At 47.6% G+C, this 18,482-nt stretch carries 12 protein-coding genes and 2 pseudogenes; 10 read left to right on the forward strand and 4 right to left on the reverse strand.

Annotation, left to right across the window (positions count from 1 at the left end; all coding sequences use genetic code 11):
* Both ACLQ6D_RS08055 and ACLQ6D_RS08060 read left to right on the forward strand, forming a co-directional pair.
* Positions 1-241 (forward strand): annotated as a pseudogene (locus tag ACLQ6D_RS08055) (hypothetical protein); the annotation flags it as partial.
* Between the two features lie 252 nt (positions 242-493).
* Positions 494-2,722: a CHASE2 domain-containing protein gene (locus ACLQ6D_RS08060; RefSeq protein ID WP_411726769.1), complete on the forward strand. Its 2,229-nt coding sequence runs from the start codon at positions 494-496 to the stop codon at positions 2,720-2,722.
* A 227-nt stretch (positions 2,723-2,949) separates the two neighbouring features.
* On the opposite strand, the gene ACLQ6D_RS08065 is transcribed toward ACLQ6D_RS08060, so the two are convergent.
* The gene (locus ACLQ6D_RS08065) at positions 2,950-3,966 is read right to left on the reverse strand and encodes an aspartyl/asparaginyl beta-hydroxylase domain-containing protein (protein WP_411726770.1); all 1,017 of its coding nucleotides are present in this window, start codon (positions 3,964-3,966) and stop codon (positions 2,950-2,952) included.
* A 364-nt stretch (positions 3,967-4,330) separates the two neighbouring features.
* Between ACLQ6D_RS08065 and ACLQ6D_RS08070 the strand changes: the two genes are divergently transcribed.
* The 4 genes and pseudogenes from ACLQ6D_RS08070 (at position 4,331) to ACLQ6D_RS08085 (ending at position 8,030) form a co-directional block, all read left to right on the forward strand.
* Positions 4,331-5,284 (forward strand): chromate resistance protein ChrB domain-containing protein, encoded by a 954-nt coding sequence (locus ACLQ6D_RS08070; RefSeq protein ID WP_411726771.1) that lies wholly within the window; start codon positions 4,331-4,333, stop codon positions 5,282-5,284.
* Positions 5,281-6,657 carry a chromate efflux transporter gene (gene chrA / locus ACLQ6D_RS08075; RefSeq protein WP_411726772.1) on the forward strand — a complete coding sequence of 459 codons (1,377 nt, stop codon included), beginning with the start codon at positions 5,281-5,283 and terminating at the stop codon, positions 6,655-6,657. The genes ACLQ6D_RS08070 and chrA overlap by 4 nt, the downstream gene beginning before the upstream one ends.
* A complete protein-coding gene (locus tag ACLQ6D_RS08080) occupies positions 6,654-7,568 on the forward strand; it encodes a DUF1259 domain-containing protein (RefSeq protein WP_411726773.1) in 915 nt (304 codons plus the stop codon). Before chrA ends, ACLQ6D_RS08080 begins: the two co-directional genes overlap by 4 nt.
* Before the next feature lie 10 nt (positions 7,569-7,578).
* A pseudogene (locus ACLQ6D_RS08085) lies at positions 7,579-8,030 on the forward strand (chromate resistance protein ChrB domain-containing protein).
* Positions 8,031-8,312: 282 nt separating this feature from the next.
* Here ACLQ6D_RS08085 and ACLQ6D_RS08090 read toward each other — a convergent pair.
* The 3 genes from ACLQ6D_RS08090 to hflD all read right to left on the reverse strand — a co-directional run bounded on the left by ACLQ6D_RS08090 (position 8,313) and on the right by hflD (position 10,438).
* Positions 8,313-8,549 carry a hypothetical protein gene (locus tag ACLQ6D_RS08090; protein WP_411726774.1) on the reverse strand — a complete coding sequence of 79 codons (237 nt, stop codon included), beginning with the start codon at positions 8,547-8,549 and terminating at the stop codon, positions 8,313-8,315.
* A 334-nt stretch (positions 8,550-8,883) separates the two neighbouring features.
* Complete coding sequence (gene hemF, locus ACLQ6D_RS08095; RefSeq protein ID WP_411726775.1) at positions 8,884-9,798, reverse strand: oxygen-dependent coproporphyrinogen oxidase; 915 nt, start codon at positions 9,796-9,798, stop codon at positions 8,884-8,886.
* Positions 9,799-9,814: 16 nt separating this feature from the next.
* Positions 9,815-10,438, reverse strand: a complete 624-nt coding sequence (hflD, locus tag ACLQ6D_RS08100) for a high frequency lysogenization protein HflD (protein WP_411726776.1) — start codon at positions 10,436-10,438, stop codon at positions 9,815-9,817.
* 151 nt (positions 10,439-10,589) lie between these two features.
* Between hflD and ACLQ6D_RS08105 the strand changes: the two genes are divergently transcribed.
* From ACLQ6D_RS08105 to ACLQ6D_RS08120, 4 genes are all read left to right on the forward strand, one after another.
* Complete coding sequence (locus tag ACLQ6D_RS08105; protein WP_411726777.1) at positions 10,590-10,811, forward strand: heavy-metal-associated domain-containing protein; 222 nt, start codon at positions 10,590-10,592, stop codon at positions 10,809-10,811.
* 26 nt (positions 10,812-10,837) lie between these two features.
* On the forward strand, positions 10,838-13,087 hold the full coding sequence (locus tag ACLQ6D_RS08110; protein ID WP_411726778.1) for a heavy metal translocating P-type ATPase: 2,250 nt from the start codon (positions 10,838-10,840) through the stop codon (positions 13,085-13,087).
* 1,170 nt (positions 13,088-14,257) lie between these two features.
* Positions 14,258-16,561, forward strand: coding sequence for a TonB-dependent receptor family protein (locus ACLQ6D_RS08115; RefSeq protein ID WP_411726779.1), 2,304 nt, complete (start codon positions 14,258-14,260; stop codon positions 16,559-16,561).
* Between the two features lie 333 nt (positions 16,562-16,894).
* Entirely contained in the window at positions 16,895-18,139 is a 1,245-nt protein-coding gene (locus ACLQ6D_RS08120) for an amidohydrolase family protein (protein WP_411726780.1), read from the forward strand.
* The last annotated feature ends 343 nt before the right edge of the window (positions 18,140-18,482 follow it).

Consider the following 18,482-nt stretch of genomic DNA (forward strand, 5'->3'; position numbering starts at 1 on the left):
GCGTTATGGCATCGTCGGCCGCCAAAAGGGGTCATTGCCCATTCTGGCCGGGGCAGCCAGTAGTCCGTCCGCCTACCAGAAACTTTCGCATGGGCACCAATTGGTTTCCAGCATGGGCAAGAAAGGCGACTGTTACGATAACGCGGCCATGGAAAGTTGGGGCCACAGCTTCAAGGTCGAAGCGGTGCATGGTGGACGGTTACAAACCCGATTCGATGCAAAGTGTCAAGTGTTCGAATAAATTGGAGTGTGTTACAACCGCAAACGGCTACACCCCAGATTGGGCTATATGAGCCCAGTTGCTTTTGAAGCCAATAAAGTCGCTTAGTGGGGTGTCCGTGAAATTGGGGCAAGATCAGATTGGGCATCAGATGTAGTTTCTATTACGACATGGGGAGAACCTGAGTTTGATGACTGAAACCTCGATTCCGCTACGTTGCATAGAGGCTACTTTCTTGTTCCAACCCAATTGGATACCTAGAAAATTCCAACCATGAAATACCTTTTCCCTCGCGCAATCACCATAGCCTTAATCACATTCCTGCTCGGCAGCGGCATTGATTATTTGGCTGGGCTGGAAACGACGTTGGGTTTGGATACGTTGTTCCAAATCCGGGGAACACGACCGTCGCCTGCTGAAGTCGTGGTCGTGGCGATGGATGAAACGTCGGAATCCCGTTTAGGCGTGGGCCAGGATTTAACCCGGTGGCGTAGCTTTCATGCCAAGTTGGTAGAAGAATTGCACAGCCAGGGTGTGGCGTTGGTTGTTTTTGATCTTCAGTTTATCGCGTCCCATCCCGATCACGATCCAGCATTTGCTGCGGCAATGCAAAAAGCTGGCAACGTGTTGGTGGCCGATTGCGTACAGAAATTGCGGCGCGGGGTTGAGGATTTTTACGGTCGGGATGAATGTTCGGAAAGTAACCAAGAGCCGTTCGTCCAGAGGGAAGGTGGACAACAGCAACTTTCCGAACAGCTTATTGCCATGCGTAAAATTATTCCTACGTCCGTACTCGTTCAGTCTGCATTAGACCATGCGCCATTTTACCTGACTAACGATGCTGAAAATTCTACCATTCGGGAAGGCTGGATCTTTCTTGATACGCTCGCAGAAGCGCCTACCTTGCCAGTAGTGGCCTGGTTGTACTATCTGCAACGTACCGGTGCGTTAAAAGGCATTGCCGAGCCAGACGCTCCCATTTCTGTTTGGTTAAATGAGAAGCGTAGGTTATGCCTGTCTGGTTTAGATAAAACCCCTCACCCTAGCCCTCTCCCTGAAGGAGAGGGGATTTTTAGAGGTTCCCTTAAGGAATCCCTTAACAACCTGATTTGCCTGGAAGACTCCCGTTATCTTGATTATTACGGACCGCCACAGGCCATAAGGGCAGAGTCGTACAGCGATGTTTATGATGGGAAAGTTACTGATTTACAAGGTAAGGTGGTGTTTGTCGGAAAGTCTAACCGCAAGTATTCACCGGGTAAAACAGATTTTTTCCAAACTCCCTTCACAGATACGCGCAGCGGCAAGATGGCGGGTGTAGAAATTATGGCAACGCAATTTGCCAATTTATTGGAAAATCGGACTATTGGAATGCCCTGTTCTACAGGGTTGTCGAATGCACTGTTCGGTTTTGTAGTGGCTTTGCTGCTTACTGGCATGGCAGGCCTATCGGGAATATTGGCCAGCTTGGTATTTGCAGGCGCTTATGTTGTCTTGAGTTTGTGGAGCTTTACCCGTAATGGCGCTTGGTTGCCAGTGGTCGTGCCGTTATTGGTTCAATTACCTTTTTCTTGGCTAATATCATTGCTGTGGTCGCGCTGGGATCTGTTAAAAGAAAGAAAAAGGATTCTTTCTTTTGTACGCCGGGTGTTTCCACAATGGATGCCTTTTGTGTCGGCATCACCGGGGCAATGGTACCCAGAACAAGGCACAGCACAATTAATGTCAGAGCGGGATGTCTGCGGTTTATGTCTCGCCACTGATATTGAAGGCTATACGGCTGTCGCCTCGCATCATACGCCGCACCAAATGTGGGAGTTATTGAACGCTTACTACCAGGTACTGGGACATCCGGTGAGTTCTCATGATGGCATCATCGCAGATGTAACAGGCGATGCCATGATGGCGGTATGGATTGATTTACCTGTTGCCAGCCAACGACTTGCGGCTTGTTTGGCCGCGCTCGAAATGGAACAGGCGGTAGCGAGATTTAATGAGCCCTCTATTGTCGGTCGTCTTCCTACGCGAATCGGTTTGCATGAGGGTGATATGGCGCTGGGTAGGCTAGATGCCGGTGAGGGCAGCCATTACCGGGCAATCGGCGATACTGTCAATACCGCTTCACGCATCCAGGGCGTGAACAAATTTCTGGGAACCCGGATTTTGGCTTCTGCGGCCATCGTCGCCAGTCTAACTCATGTCATTTACCGGCCAGTCGGCAGCTTTCGCTTGCTTGGCCGGGATGAACCCTTAGAACTTGTGGAGATTGTAGGTATTGAATCAGAGGTCAGCGTCGCTAAACAAGCTATTTACAAGCAATTCGCCCATGGATTAAGCGCATTTCAACAAGGGCGCTGGGAAGATGCCGTAGCCAGCTTTCAAACTCTTCTGAATAATCATGGGGTCGATGGCCCAACTCGATTTTATTTGGATATGGCTTTAGCTTATCGGCATAATTCACCACTGGAATGGGAGGGTGTTATTAGGCTCGATGCGAAGTAAGTAAGGTGTTAATTGCAAGTTTTAGCTGTAAGAATATCTAGCGTTGTTTACAGGATTCACTGGACTTTGGTAAGCGACCAGAATGTCAATCAGAGTCGAAAAGTATCCAGGTAAAGTGTCAAAATTGACCAAGAAAAATTGCTATGGGATTGTTTGGTGAAAGTAATTTATTTTCAAACTGGTAAAAATGGATGCTGAAAGTGGTAACTATGGACGCTGTTTTGCACCTAAGAGATGATTATTGTTCCTAAGCTGCGGAGTAAGTTTACAATACCTGCAAGAATCCCTACTACAAAAATGAGTAAAGTAAAAACCACTGTGTGTTTAATAGTTAGATACATTCTTTTATTTGTTTGTTTGAGAGCTTTTGTTTTTTGAATAATAGGTGAGAGGGTTGAAAAAATAGTGCTCACTAATCCTTGCTTATCACCTTCAAGATTTGGCACCACTGTGAGTTTTGCAAAACCTTTGTATACAAAATTAACTATAGAGCCAATACTAAGCATAGGGCGAGCAATATCGCCCATTAAAATCAAACGGTATTGTTGAGAATTGTTATTTGCATAATGAAGATAAGTTTCATCAAACATAAAAGCTACGCCATCTCTCCAGGTATAATCTTTGCCATCGACGTTGATAAAACAGTTGTCTGAGTTGGGAGTCGATAAACCCAAATGGTATCTTAAAGAAACAGCCAAAGGATCTAGGTGCCTTTTGAGTTGAGAGCCAGCAGGTAATAAAGAAAACATAGCGCCATTTACTTCGGGAATACTCTCTAAGATTTTAACAGTATTTGGGCAAAGCATTTTTGCAGAGTTGTGAGTGTAGCCATACCAAGTTAAATAGAATTTACTCCAGCCGTTTTTAAAAAACGAATGAAAACCTAAATCAAAGGAAGCACTTGAACCTGTTTTTGTTGCCGAATTAAAATGACCATTTTTATATAAGTTGAGAACTTCTTCTTGGATGATTTTCCAATTATTTTTGATGGGATCAAGTTCAGGAAACTCATTCATATCCATAATCGAGTGACTGGCTCTTTTTTGCGTAAACATATAGAGAAGACAATTGAACGGAGTAAACATTGGCCAACCTCTTCTTACATATTCCGCAAAATTTACGTAACGAACATATCCTCGATATTTATAAACGTAAAAAAGCGAACCCGATACAAAAGTAAAAATCAGAGCCATTACGGCTATAACAATCATATTTTTCCTGCTAAAAACTTCATTGTAGGGCATCTCTAATAATTCCTCCAATTTCCCCGCTATTTTTGGATGCCCAAGGATAGCAACGGAATGAGATATTAGGGCTATCCCCACCAAGAGACATTCAGCAAGCAGTCTCGATGAAGTCTAACGGAATCGAGAGACCAGGCTTTGTTTATCCTCGATTTTACTGCGTTACATCAAGGCTACTTGCTGGTTTGGCTCAGCCTAAGATTTCTATTTTGTGAATTATACCTCCTCCCTAAAACGCATTAGCCGCGTTCCTGCATGGGATCCTTAGAGGTCGAGAATCCCTCTACGACAAGAATTACCGTTGGCTCTGTCAATCGTTTATATAGTAGAATACTCAACAAACAAGCAATATAAGAACATAAAAATGCAGTGCTCCTGGTTAATCCTCATTGTCAGTTTGCCGACCCAAAACTCTGCTGGACGTATGCGCGTCTGGCGAGCGCTCAAAGCGCTGGGCTGCGGCATATTGCGTGATGGTGTTTATTTATTGCCACATCGTCCTGAGTTCCTGAAAACGCTTCAGTTTCAGGCCGAAGACGTTATTGCGGGGGGCGGAATCGCCCATGTCCTGGCTTTGGACAGCGAAGGCCAGGATCAGCAACAAGTCTTCGAAAAACTATTCGATCGGTCTGCCGATTACGCAAAATTGGTCGAGGATATTCAGAAAACAACCGATTTGAACCTTCAGCCAGATGACCTCGGCAAACTCCAAAAACAGATGCATTGGTTACGTAAAGACTTTGAAGCTATTGCACTCCAGGATTTTTTTCCCGGCACAGCACAGGAACAGGCCACCGCCGCCTTGGAAGATTTGGAACATACGGTTACTGAGCGCCTTTCACCCGATGAACCCCATGCCGTCCATCGGCGAATCAGGCGGCTCCACCATCAAGATTACCAAGGCCGAACTTGGGCGACCCGCCAGCGTCCGTGGATCGACCGGCTTGCCAGCGCTTGGTTGATCCGGCGTTTCATCGATCCCGAAGCGCGATTTCTCTGGCTTGTAGAACCGGATGATTGCCCTGCCGAAGTGTTGGGCTTTGATTTTGATGGGGGCGTGTTCACCCATGTGGGTGCTAAAGTCACTTTTGAGGTGTTACTGGCGAGTTTCGGGTTGGCAAAGGATGCCGCTTTAAACCGACTCGGCGCTTTAGTGCATTTCCTGGATGTCGGCGGGATTCCCGTCCTTGAGGCGGCGGGACTAGAGACGCTCATTCGCGGGATGCGGCAACGCTGGATAGCTGACGATGAGCTATTAGTCGAAGCGGAAAAAATTTTTGATGCCTTTTATCAGGCTTTTTCAGGAAACGATTCATGAATCAACCTGATCCATCACAAACCCCTCCGCAGCCCGTTACCTTAGGCCTGGCCTTTTGGTATTGGCTCAAACTCGGTTTTATCAGTTTCGGTGGCCCGGCCGGGCAAATCGCTATCATGCACCAGGATTTGGTCGCGAAAAAACGCTGGATTTCCGAACGGCGTTATCTGCATGCGCTCAATTATTGTATGTTGCTGCCCGGCCCCGAAGCCCAGCAGTTGGCGATTTACATCGGTTGGTTGATGCACCGCACTTGGGGCGGGGTGATTGCGGGTGGGCTGTTCGTCCTGCCGTCGTTGTTTATCCTGATCGGGTTAAGCTGGATTTATCTGGCCTTCGGGCATTTGCCCAGCGTTGCCGGGGTGCTGTATGGCATCAAACCGGCGGTGACCGCTATCGTAGTGTTTGCGGCTTACCGCATTGGTTCACGGGCATTGAAAAACGGGCTGCTATGGACAATGGCGGCCTTGGCGTTTCTCGCTATCTTCGTATTCGATATGCCGTTTCCCTTAATCGTTTTCGTTGCGGGATTACTTGGCGCTATCGGTGGTAAAGTTGCACCACAGAAATTTGCCGTCGGTGGCGGACACGGCGCGGCCAAACACAGTTACGGTCCGGCGCTCATTGACGACGACACGCCGATACCCGAACACGCCAAGTTTAGTTGGCTAACCATAAGCAAACTGGTCTTCGTTGGATTGATCTTGTGGGGCGGGGCCATAGGATTTCTGTGCGCGCGCTACGGCTGGAATGGGGCGCTGACGCAAATGGGCTGGTTTTTCACCAAAGCGGCGTTATTGACTTTTGGCGGCGCTTACGCAGTCTTGCCTTACGTGTATCAAGGCGCGGTCGAGCATTATCAATGGCTGACACCACATCAAATGATCGACGGTTTGGCATTGGGAGAAACCACGCCGGGGCCCTTGATTATGGTCGTTACCTTTGTCGGTTTTGTTGCCGGATGGACGAAAGCTGTGTTTGGGCCCGATCATCTGTTCCTTGCTGGCGCTACGGCGGCATTCGTCGTCACTTATTTCACGTTTTTGCCCAGTTTCCTGTTCATTTTGGTGGGTGGCCCTTTGGTTGAATCCACTCGCGGCATTTTGAAATACACTGCACCGTTGACCGGTATCACCGCCGCCGTGGTGGGCGTTATCCTGAACTTGGCGGCATTTTTTGCCTACCACGTCTTCTGGCCGCACGGCTTTACGGAACGTTTCGACGCAATTGCCGCCTTGATCGGTCTTTCTGCGCTGCTGGCTTTGTTTCGCTACAAAGTCGGGGTAATCCCAGTGATTGCTTACTGCGGTGCAGCGGGACTTTTATTCACTTACGTCAAACCCTGGCTAGCCCAGGTAGGAGTTTTCTTATGAATACGATTCGTTGGTATCAGGCTTCCATGCTGCTGTTGTGTGCTTTAGCCACTAACCACGGTTTTGCTCAGCAGGAACAAAGCCCTCTGGGTTCGTTGAACACGATTAAGATAGAGAAACTGACCGGCGTTAAAGGTAAATTGGATGCAGCCGAGAACGTTTTTAAGGTCAGCGTTCCACGAACCGATCTCGCCGTGACCATAGCAGGGGTCAAAATGATCCCCGCGATGGGACTTACTTCCTGGGTGGGATTTCAGGCGGCTGGCGATCAAGTCATGGTGATGGGCGACATGGTGTTGCAAGATGACCAGGTTAATCCGGTGCTGAGCATAGCGCTGGACAGCGGCATCGAAGTCACCGCGTTGCACAACCATTTCCTTTGGGACACGCCGAAAGTGATGTTCATGCACATTGGCGGCTTGGGTAATCTGGATAAGCTTGCGGCGGGTGTGGGTAAGATTTTTCTGGAAATAAAAAATACCAGTGGCGGTAAGGTTCACGCGCCGCATACGCCATTCGTAGCCAGCAAGACTTCTCTCGATCCGAAAGCGATCGAAACGATTATCGGCGTTCCTGTCGAAAAGGCCGACGAAATCTACAAAGTGACCATAGGCCGCTCGACGATGATGACGGGACACGACGCTGGCAAGGCAATGGGAGTTAATACCTGGGCGGCATTTGCCGGCAGCGATAAAAAAGCAGTCGTGGATGGCGACTTCGCCATGCTGGAATCAGAATTACAAGGTGTGTTGAAAGCCTTGCATAATGCAGGCATTTTTATCACCGCGATACATCACCATATGATCGGAGAATCGCCCAAGATCGTTTTTTTACACTATTGGGGAGTGGGTTCTGTAAATGATTTGGCCAAGGCCATAAAATCCGCGTTAAACAGTCAAGCGCATAGTTAGGACACCCCCCATGAAATGGATTATCCGAGAACGCCCTAAAATAGACCGTATTGCCTGTCCGTGGCTGATTGCCCGTTTCATCGACCCGGAAGCCGAGTTCCTTTATGTCCCGGCGAATGCGGTTATTAATAGTGCGGAACAAACGGGCGCAATTCCTTATGATATTCCCGGTGTCGAACTTTCGCATGTCGGTGAATTGTGCAGTTTTGATGCCTTTTTCAGAAATACAGCCTCACCGACCCAGCCTTGCAAACGCTCGCTTTGATCGTTCGTGGGGCGGATACCTCACAATTAGTCCTGACACCACAATCGGCTGGCCTTTACGCCATTTCGCTAGGATTATCGCATTGCTACACGGACGATCACGAAATGCTGGGGCATGGATTGGTCATTTACGATGCCCTTTATGCCTGGTGCAATCGCTGCAAAGAGGAAACTCACAATTGGCCACCGAAGATATAAAACCAAAATAGGGGATAAACACTCGACTATCCACATAGCCTATCCAAATAGTCTTGATCGATTTTTGTAGGGACAGCTTGCCAGTAGTAGAAAAGAAACTGACAAATCGATCCTGGATTTGTCAGCGAATGCAAAGCCCAAATTGGATTTTGCTTTTTCGTCAAAACTAATTCCTTGTCTCAATTAATTTTGACATCACATCCATGTGCAATGAGAAGCGCAATAAGTCAACGCTGCTTTTGTTCCATGAAATTCACATCCATTCAGTGAAAACATCTGGCATTACCGCCCCTGCCGATTATTCGTCTTCGCCTTGTTCTCCATAGAGAGCAGCGATTGCTTCATGCGGTCGAAAAAATAGCCGATAAAGCCGGTCATAACTACAGCGAACAGCACTCGGCTGATAAGCAATACGTGACCCAGCGGCATTTCGGAGTTTCCTCCAGCCAGTGTTTTAACGAAATCTACAACCCGGTTAAAGCCGGTTGCGTTATAAAGATTAATCAGTTGGTCGTTCATTTTGGTTACCCTCAATCTGCGTTAACGGAATGGGTCGTTTTCTACCTCATTGCATTAAAAAATGTGCATCCTTGCACCACATAACATCCAATTGTTTTCAGGAGGTACACGCAAAATGTAGAAGAATTGTCTACTTTATACTGTGAACTAATCGTAATTTCTATGAAGTATTACCATTCTGACTGGTATATATATTTTTTTGGGTTTTAAGGGAGATTCTGTCTCGTTTGTTGGGTTATGCCAATGGAGTAGCTACACAGAGCCTGGTTTTAGAGAAAAATTGTGGGCTGATGTTGTGTGGGGCATGAACTAAGCTAAATTTGGCCTTGAATAGTCAAATCCCCAGCCAATTTTGAGGCTTTAGATAGCGCTCATAAAGAGTCGCCTCAGGGCTACCGGGTTCAGGTTGCCAGTTGTATTGCCAATGTACCACAGGCGGCAACGACATCAGGATTGATTCTGTCCTACCGCCGGATTGCAAGCCGAACAGAGTTCCTCGGTCATAAACCAAGTTGTATTCAACATAACGCCCCCTGCGATAAAGCTGGAAATTGCGTTCCCTGTCGCTAAAAACGGTGGCTTTGCGTTTCTGCACGATGGGCAGATAAGCGTCGATGTAACGATTGCCCACGCTTTGCATAAAGGCAAAACAGCGTTCAAAACCCCATTCGTTCAGATCATCAAAGAATAAGCCGCCGACGCCACGGGTTTCATTGCGGTGTTTGAGGAAAAAGTAGTCGTCACACCATTTTTTATATTCTGGGTACACGTTTTCGCCAAAAGGCTCACAGGCAGATCGGGCCGTTTGATGCCAATGGATAACATCTTCTTCAAACGGATAATAGGGCGTCAAATCGAAACCGCCGCCAAACCACCAGATCGTCGGTTCATTTTCTTGTTCTGCGATTAAAAACCGCACGTTGGCGTGGGAAGTCGGCATAAAAGGATTGTTGGGATGAATGACCAGCGACACGCCCATAGCCTGAAATTGCCGATTGGCGAGTTCAGGCCGTTTTGCTGTGGCTGAAGGCGGCAGATTAAAATCGGATACGTGCGAAAAATTTACCCCGCCTTGCTCAAAAACCTGGCCATTGGCTAATACCCGTGTACTCCCGCCACCGCCTTCGCTGCGTTCCCAGAGGTCTTCTATAAACCGCGCTTCCGGTTCTTCTCCTTCCAAAGCCTTGCAGATGCTATCTTGCAAGACGAGCAGATAATTTTTTATTTTGTTGATGTCATCGATCTGCATGGCTGGGTCGTGGTCATCAAATTTGGTTTAAAAGATACTGTAATTCTGCCTGGATTTTTTTGCGGTAAAAGATGAACTTCCAGCGCGAACCTCCACATTGCCGCCACAACATGGCCGAACGTATTCCCGCCAAGAGCAATGCCCTAATTTTACTGGCGATTGCATGGCTGGAAAGGTATCCTTGATCACCATTAACCATAATTCTAGGCTGTAAGGTACTGATGGTGCTCTGGTAAAGGTTACCAAGATTCGCTAGGACATTCTCATGCAACAGCCCAAATTGCTCAGTTTGGGTTTGTGCTTTGACGATCCCGGCCTGTATGGCGCTGAGCATATCCTTTCGGTCGGATAGCTTTCTTTCCAAAAACACGATAGCCGCCGAATAACGTGCTTGCTCAGGATTGGGCGCTTTATCGCCCGTAATTTGTCCGTTAAGTTGTTCAAAGCCTAATTTCAACCCGCCCAAACCGCCATATATATCGGCGACGCTGTCCGAATCTATTTTTAATATACTACCTACGCTGGCTTCCATGGCTTGCTGGTCACACGTACCGGTCGTTGCCAATTGTTGGACTAACACGGCTACTTGGGCTATGCCAGCAAGGGCAATGGTTTGGTTGGTGATGGTATTGATTTCCATACGTCCGTACGATGAATGGTTAAGGGGTAATCGTACCAATAACAACGGCCATTATTCAATGAATACCTAGCAATGGTCTGATTACGATCAAGTATCCGCAGTTTATCGGTTGTGATATAAATACCCTACACAAAATTTATGGAGGCGAAAAATGATTGAATCGGCATCGTTAATAGTAACAGGTATGAAGTGTGGCGGCTGTGAAAGCAATGTCACCACAAAGCTAAAGACCTTGGATGGAGTGAAGTCGGCGACGGCTTCAAGTAAAAACCAAGAGGTCAACGTCGAATTCGACGCAAAAAAAACCAGCCTTAAAGCCATCGCACAAGCCATTACGGATGTTGGATACGCGGTGATTGATAATACACATTGATTTTTCACAACAATTAAGGTGAAACCATGAGTACGGAACAAGCCTCCGAAATAACATCAGACGAAACAAGACTATCCATTATGGGCATGAGTTGCGCGGGTTGCGTGAGTACTGTTGAAGGTGCGTTGGCATCTGTGCCGGGGGTCGTTTCGGTCAATGTCAATTTTGCCGACCATTCCGCCATGGTCAAAGGCCATGCCGACCCTGAATTGTTGAAACAAGCTGTGGTTAGCGCAGGATACGACGCTGCCGTTATGGAGGGACTGGAAAACCCCGAGGAACAAGAAGCATTGGAACAGAACCGCTATCGCTCCTTGATGAAAAAAGCGGCGGTAGCCGGAGCCTTCGGCGCTTTACTCATGCTGGCCGAGCATTTTGCCTGGCTACCCGAAATAGGTTCCGCAACAGGACGTTGGGTTTGGCCGGAAATTGCCCTGATTACTTTAGGTATACTGATCTATTCCGGCTTGCACTTTTACCTGGGAGCAGCCAAAGCCCTTAGCTTAGGGCAGGCCAATATGGATACCCTGATTGCTTTGGGTACGGGCGCGGCATGGCTATTTTCCTGCATTGTGATTGATTTCTCAGGCGTGTTGCCGTCACTGGCTAAACACGCTTACTTTGAAGCGGCGGTAGTCATTCTGGCTTTTATTAACTTGGGAACAGGTCTGGAGACGATGGCTAGGGGCAGGACTTCCGGTGCCATCAGGAAACTCATCGGTTTGCAACCTCGAACTGCCCGCGTCATCAGGGATGGTAAAGAAACTGATGTTCCCATTGAAGAAGTCGGTTTAGGCGAAACGCTACGGGTCAGGCCGGGTGAAAAAATCGCCGTTGATGGCGTGTTGATAGAAGGCCATTCGACGGTTGATGAATCCATGTTGACGGGCGAACCTATACCTGTGGAAAAATCCGTCAATAGTGAAGTGGTTGCGGGTTCCATCAACCAGACAGGTACTTTCCTGTTTAAAGCCACCCGTATTGGTCGGGATACCGCATTGGCGCAGATCATAAAAAGCGTTCGGCAAGCGCAAAGTAGCAAGCCCGATATTGCCCGTCTGGTCGATAAAATCTCCGGTATTTTTGTGCCGATTGTGGTGTTGATTGCCATCTTGACCTTCGCGCTTTGGTATTACTTTGGTCCTGTGCCTTCCTTGGGCTATGCCTTTGTCACCTCTATGACCGTCCTGGTGATCGCCTGTCCATGCGCGTTAGGATTGGCAACGCCGATTTCAGTGATGGTTGCGGTGGGCAGGGCGGCACAATCAGGAATTTTAATCCGCCAAGGTGATGCCCTGCAAAAAGCCGGACAACTGACTTGCGTGGTTCTCGATAAAACCGGAACGATTACCGAAGGCAAACCCGCCGTCTCCACCATAAAGCACACGGCTAAATTCGATGGAGACTCTGTATTGGCCTGGGCAGCCAGCATTGAGTCCGGCTCAGAACATCCCTTAGCCGCGAGCATACTGGCAGCAGCAGAACAAAAGCAGCTCAAGTTGGAAAAAGTGCAAAAATTTGAAGCCATTGCCGGTCATGGTGTCGTGGCTACCATCAACGGAAAACCGGTTTATTTCGGTAACCGCGCCCTGATGGAACTGAAAGGCATTGATGCCAGTAAATTTGATGGAGAACTGGCAGAATTATCGGCATTAGGGCAAACGCCCATGTTGCTTGCGGTCGATAATACGATTGCCGGAATTATTGCAGTGTCCGATCCCATCAAAAAAGATTCCGCCGATGCCATACAACAACTGCAAAAGCTGGGTGTCCGCGTTATTATGGTGACTGGCGACAATAACATCACCGCACTAGCTATCGCAAAACAGGCGGGTATTACCGAAGTCAAGGCTCAGGTGCTACCCCAAGATAAGGCCGGTATTATCAAAGCCCTGCAACAACAGGGCGAGACAGTCGGCATGGTCGGCGATGGCATTAACGATGCCCCCGCATTGGCACAAGCCGATGTCGGCATGGCAATAGGCACAGGCACGGATGTGGCGATTGAGAGCGCCGATGTCGTTATTTTGCAGGGATCGTTACTGAAAGTACCCGAAGCCATTGCCTTATCCAAAGCAACGGTGAAAAATATCAAACAAAACTTGTTCGGCGCATTCTTTTACAACACCATCAGCATTCCCGTCGCAGCCGGACTTTTATACCCGTTCTTTGGAATTTTACTCAACCCCATGATTGCCGGGGCAGCAATGGCGATGTCGTCATTAACTGTGGTTGCTAATGCCAGTCGATTGCGTTGGCTTAAGTTGAGTGGGTGAAAATATTATTTAGGGACGTAAAATAGTAATCCGATGTAGGGCGGATAAGCATCGCGCCATCCGCCTTACGGGTTCCGGTTGAGAGTTGGGTTAGGACAATTTAAGCACGACCCTAATCACAGCTTAGAAAATCCGTGTAACAATCAACTCCATCAACTCCATCAACTCCATCAACTCCATCCACTCCAATTATGGCGGTTTGCCAGTCGGCGAAACCGCCTTACAGCTTTACAGCTTTGTATAAGTAAGCCGTTGTCAAAAAATCAAAAAAAACCTAAATCAATGGAGTCTGACCCTGAGCTATCCCCCTAGGGAGGGTTAGTCGCGTAACATGGTTGGGCTTGAATCCGCCCCTGGTGGTTGGGGGGCGTAACCCGCCGAATGCGATTCCGTCGATATGGCGGATTACGATGTGCGGAAAATCCTTACATAATTTGAGCTTGAACGGGTTTGCTTTACCGATAGCAGCGCCCCCAATTCAGCCCATTTTTATCCATTTGTCATGAATACTGAGAATAGACGTTAACATATGGCAAAAAAAGTGGGTCATATCACGCACTTTTTTCTGAAAGTGTGTCATATCACACACTTCTTTCCTGGATCCCGCTCCACATGCGGGTTTCAGGGTCGCGTAAAATATCAAAAAGTGTGTCATATCACACACTTTTTGATAACGGTGCTTGTTAGCCGCCTTAAAATTGCCAATTACCGCAAAATCCATATCTGCTTAGATAAGGTGCAGGTTCGCCAATAATAAATGATATTTATCATATTATTCAATAGGTTTAGTCTTGTTTCGCGATCAAGTCGCAAGCAACCCAAACAGAACAATCCGCATGATAAATATGGCATGAAATGTGCTTATATTTATCTGTGAGCCAGAGATCTTTTTGGCTCACATAAACTTCTGCCGGTGTCCATAGCTCCGCATAAGTTGCATCCCCTTCCTCTCTAGTGCGGGTATAGGCGCAATGCCTAGCCGCACTCTTTTTGAGGAAATTGAGTAACGTTCAGGGTTGATTTATGTAAATTCATCTGAAAAATTGAAAACTTAAATATGTTAGCACTCAAGTCGCTCAGTAACAGGTTGTTCATCGTTTGCATGATAATTCATGCAGCGACAACCGTAATGGTTCAAATTTCTATCTGATTACCTATTAGGAACACATAATGACAATAACTAAATTCCACAATAAGCCAAGACCTTTCCTTTTATCCAGGTTAACCTGCAACACCCTTGCAACGGCCATATTGTTGGCGCTTGCCAACAATCCGGCAGGGGCAGGACAGCGGGCACAACCCCTGGACAACAACCCATACAGGCAAGTCGCCGATGGCACAGAAACCCAGGAAGACAAATCCGTCAAAAAATCCGCTTCACGACACCATGCCACGATAACTACGCCAGACAAAACACAGCCAATTATTGAGCTGGAAACGATGGTGGTGACGGGAAAAAGCGACCAGAAACTTGCCGCCGCACGCGCCGAAGTTGAACTTTCGCCAGGTGGCGTCAGCCTGGTTGATATCAAGGAGTTGCACGAACGCAACGTATCCAGCATAGCGGATTTTTTTCGCTATGTACCGGGGGTTTGGGCGGTCAGCCAATTTGGCAATGAGCAAGTCACTTTTTCGAGTCGTGGCTCGAATCTGGATTCCACTGACTTTGACAGGAATGGTGTTAAGTTCCTGCAAGATGGCCTGCCTGTCACTGCGGCTGACGGCAACAACCACAACCGCCTCATCGATCCACTGGCCGCCAGTTTTGCAACGGTTGCACGCGGTGCGAACGCACTAAAGTACGGTGCAAGTACATTAGGCGGTGCGGTCGATTTTACAACACCGACTGCACATAACGGCCCAGCCATGAACCTCTCTCTCAACGGTGGCAGTTTCGGTCAATTTCTCGGTCGAGGAACGGTGAGCAGGGTTTTCAATGATAGCCTTGACGGTTTATTGACTGTCGAAGGAAGAGTATGGGATGGCTACCGCGCCCACAACCAGCAGGATCGCTTTGGTCTTTATAGCAACTTCGGCTGGCAAATCTCCGACTCCATCGTTAACCGTACTTTTGTAAGTTACCTTAAAAACAATCAGGAGTTGCCAGGGCAATTGACCCGCGCACAATTCGACACCAATCCCAATCAAGCGAGTCGCCAAGCCATTGGCGGCAATTTACAGTTGAATGTCGAAACGGAACGTGTTGCCAATAAAACTACCTGGACGATTGACGATAAAAGCTCTCTCGATATTGGCTTTTCTTTTGAAAACCAGCAGCTTTATCATCCAATAGTAGACAAGGTTCTTGTTGATTTTGACGGGCCAGGGCCGCTGCCACCACGAGAAGTTTTCAGTCTGCTGGTTGATTCCATCCAGCAAGACTGGGGTACGTCCGCCCGCTACAACCTGCACCTGGACAGTCACGAGTTATTGCTGGGCGTTAATTTTGGCACCAACTCGGATAAAGGCGGCAATTACCGTAATGATGGCGGCAGACGCAATGGCCTGACCAATCAAATCACCAAAAAAGCCGATAATGTCGAAATTTTTGCTCAGGATCACTGGCATATTACGGATAAATGGACGCTTACCCCTGCTTTGCAAGGGGTGTTTGCACACCGTGAAGTGAATAATATTGGTGTAAATCCAGTCACTAATGCACTCACAGGTATAAATAGCCATCCCGATGCAAACTATTCCGGCATAAATCCCAGTTTAGGGTTGATGTATAACATGACCAAAAACAGCAGTGTTTATGGCAATGTCAGTCGCTTATACGAGCCGCCGACCAACTTTAATCTGGCCGATAACACCATCACCAACGCCGGTGGTGCAACCTTAAAGGCGATGGAAGGCACTTCTATCGAAATAGGTACACGAGGAAATCAAAATTTCGGTGTCTTAAACAGTGTGTCGTGGGACTTATCGCTCTATTATTCGTGGCTTCACAACGAAATCCTATCAGTTTCGCCTGTGGCGGGACTGAGTCTGGCAAAGAATATTGATAGCACAATTCACGCTGGCGTTGAAGGTTTGGTCAGTGCCAAACTTGACATTGATGGCAAAGGCACACACTCTCTCGAACCCATGCTGACCTTTACGGTGAACCATTTTACCTTTGATGATGATCCTCTTTACGGCAACAATGACTTACCCGCCGCCCCTGATTACTTCTTAAGGGGTGAAGTTCTCTATCGCCATGCAAGCGGCTTTTTCTTAGGCCCTACTTATGATGTGGTGGGGAAACGTTGGGCGGATTTTGAGAATACTTATAAGATTGATTCTTACGGTCTGCTGGGGTTGCGTACCGGCTGGTCTAACGATCATTATAAGGTATTTTTTGAAGCCCGGAATCTGCTCGATACCGCTTACGTTACCAACCACAATGTTCTGGACAGGGCGGCAGCAAATGCCCAGATATTAAACCCTGGCGCTCCACTGTCCTTCTATGGAGGTATGGAAATCAGTTTTTAATTAACGCATCTGTATTGGGGTAATCATTTATCCCGATACTAAGGAAGAAGCATGAAATAACTTCGACATCATGCCGCCCTCTCCCTTTGGGACAATGCCGTTAAGTTAAGAAAAAATCTCCCTCTCCTGCTGGAGAGGGTTGGGGTGAGGAGAATTAAAAATAAGGTAAAAGGCTTTTTGTCCCCCGCATCCTAACCTTCTCCCTCAAGGGAGAAGGGACTAAATCGCTTAACTTAACGGCATTGTCCCAAAGGGAGAGGGCGTTTTTTGACACAGAGGTTCCCATAACCCATAAATTGAAGATTAGAAATGATAAAACGCACGATAATTAAGATGCTTGGTCGAAGCAAGACCTTGCTATTTTTAGCTCTGACAGTCTTTGTCCCATCCTTGGTTATCGCCCAAGAAACAGGGGTTAAACCACTCCTGCTGCATGCGGCACGCGTTTTCGACGGCAATAACATGAGAACGAATACTTCGGTATTGGTCATAAATGGACAAGTGGCACAAATCGACACCCGCGAAGCATTCAAGTCCAGTGATGCGAAAATCATTGATTTGGGTGATGCAACCCTGTTGCCAGGCTTTATCGAATTACATGCCCATCTTGGCTTACAACATATTCCGGCTGATACTGTTCTAAAGCATGGCATCACCACGATTCGGGATGTAGGCGGACCCGTTCACCAGCCTTATGGTGGCAACGGCAGCTTGCGTGTGCTCACTTCCGGGCCGATTATTACCGCGCCTGGTGGTTATCCGATTCCAGCATGGGCTGATGAAAGTATTGCAATAGCCGTTTCCACAGAACAACAAGCGCGGCAAACTGTCCGCAACCTTATCGACGGCGGCGCAGTCGTGATTAAGGTCGCGTTGGAACCGGGTGGCGAAACGGGAGCGCCCTGGGCATCAAGCCATCATGAACATGGTCATGAAAATCAACCGGATGCAGGGCATAAAAATCCCCATCATCAGCTTGTACACAGAGATGCCCACGCAAAACAGGCATGGCCGCTATTGCCGGAAAATATTGTCAAAGCGATTGTCGATGAAGCCCATAAACACAACCGTAGAGTGACGGCACATATTGGTGAAGAAAAAGGTGCGAAGATTGCAATTAACGCGGGTGTCGATGAATGGGCCCACGTTCCTTGTGACATTATCCCCGAACCATTGCTAAAAAAAGCGGTGGCACGGAACATAAAAATAGTCACTACCCTAGACACTTTGTCGAAATGTTCCGGTGTTAGCCACAATGCCAACACATGGGCGGCGCTGGGCGGGATATTTTTATACGGCGCTGAAATTGCCCACCCGGATATTCCCTGGGGCATTGATGCACAGGAACTTATCTATATGATGCATACGGCAAAAATGCAACCGCTTGATATCTTGCGTACCGCAACATCGACAGCAGGCCAGTATCTGAATATACCGTTGCTGGGTACATTACAAAGCGGCGCACCTGCCGATATTATTGCAGTAAAAGGCGATCCGACCCATGATTTCAAGGTATTGGAGTATCCCGATCTTGTTATTTCAGGGGGCAAAATTGTAGTCAACAATTTTGCAAACTAACCATTTATTTTTGGGTATACGATGATGCGATTTTGCTGAAAATATGGCGGTCATTCAAGCCACAGAGTACATTTTGAACGAGCACCTTGAACAACTGGAAACGCAAATATTGGATGAGATACTGAAACATCCCGTATGTTGGGTATTTTGTAGGTTGGCGCTGACGTAAGGAAGCCCAACACTTCGATGCACTGCTTGTTGACAAAGCGGCTGGTAAAAATTATCTGGTTTTTAATCTTGCCAATCATTCTGACTTTAGTCAAAATGGCCTTAACAACTAGGGAGCTACCCTATGCAAGCCATCACCTTTAATCAAGCCATCAAAGACTTTGCTGTATTCATG

This window comes from Methyloglobulus sp. (assembly GCF_046714055.1).
In the GTDB taxonomy this organism is placed as follows: domain Bacteria; phylum Pseudomonadota; class Gammaproteobacteria; order Methylococcales; family Methylomonadaceae; genus Methyloglobulus.

Coding starts and splice junctions, on each gene's coding strand:
- ACLQ6D_RS08090 (WP_411726774.1), bottom strand. CDS start 8,549: ATGAACGACCAACTGATTAATCTTTATAACGCAACCGGCTTTAACCGG.
- ACLQ6D_RS08070 (WP_411726771.1), top strand. CDS start 4,331: ATGCAGTGCTCCTGGTTAATCCTCATTGTCAGTTTGCCGACCCAAAAC.
- ACLQ6D_RS08080 (WP_411726773.1), top strand. CDS start 6,654: ATGAATACGATTCGTTGGTATCAGGCTTCCATGCTGCTGTTGTGTGCT.
- ACLQ6D_RS08060 (WP_411726769.1), top strand. CDS start 494: ATGAAATACCTTTTCCCTCGCGCAATCACCATAGCCTTAATCACATTC.
- ACLQ6D_RS08120 (WP_411726780.1), top strand. CDS start 16,895: ATGCTTGGTCGAAGCAAGACCTTGCTATTTTTAGCTCTGACAGTCTTT.
- hflD (WP_411726776.1), bottom strand. CDS start 10,438: ATGGAAATCAATACCATCACCAACCAAACCATTGCCCTTGCTGGCATA.
- chrA (WP_411726772.1), top strand. CDS start 5,281: ATGAATCAACCTGATCCATCACAAACCCCTCCGCAGCCCGTTACCTTA.
- ACLQ6D_RS08115 (WP_411726779.1), top strand. CDS start 14,258: ATGACAATAACTAAATTCCACAATAAGCCAAGACCTTTCCTTTTATCC.
- hemF (WP_411726775.1), bottom strand. CDS start 9,798: ATGCAGATCGATGACATCAACAAAATAAAAAATTATCTGCTCGTCTTG.
- ACLQ6D_RS08065 (WP_411726770.1), bottom strand. CDS start 3,966: ATGCCCTACAATGAAGTTTTTAGCAGGAAAAATATGATTGTTATAGCC.
- ACLQ6D_RS08110 (WP_411726778.1), top strand. CDS start 10,838: ATGAGTACGGAACAAGCCTCCGAAATAACATCAGACGAAACAAGACTA.
- ACLQ6D_RS08105 (WP_411726777.1), top strand. CDS start 10,590: ATGATTGAATCGGCATCGTTAATAGTAACAGGTATGAAGTGTGGCGGC.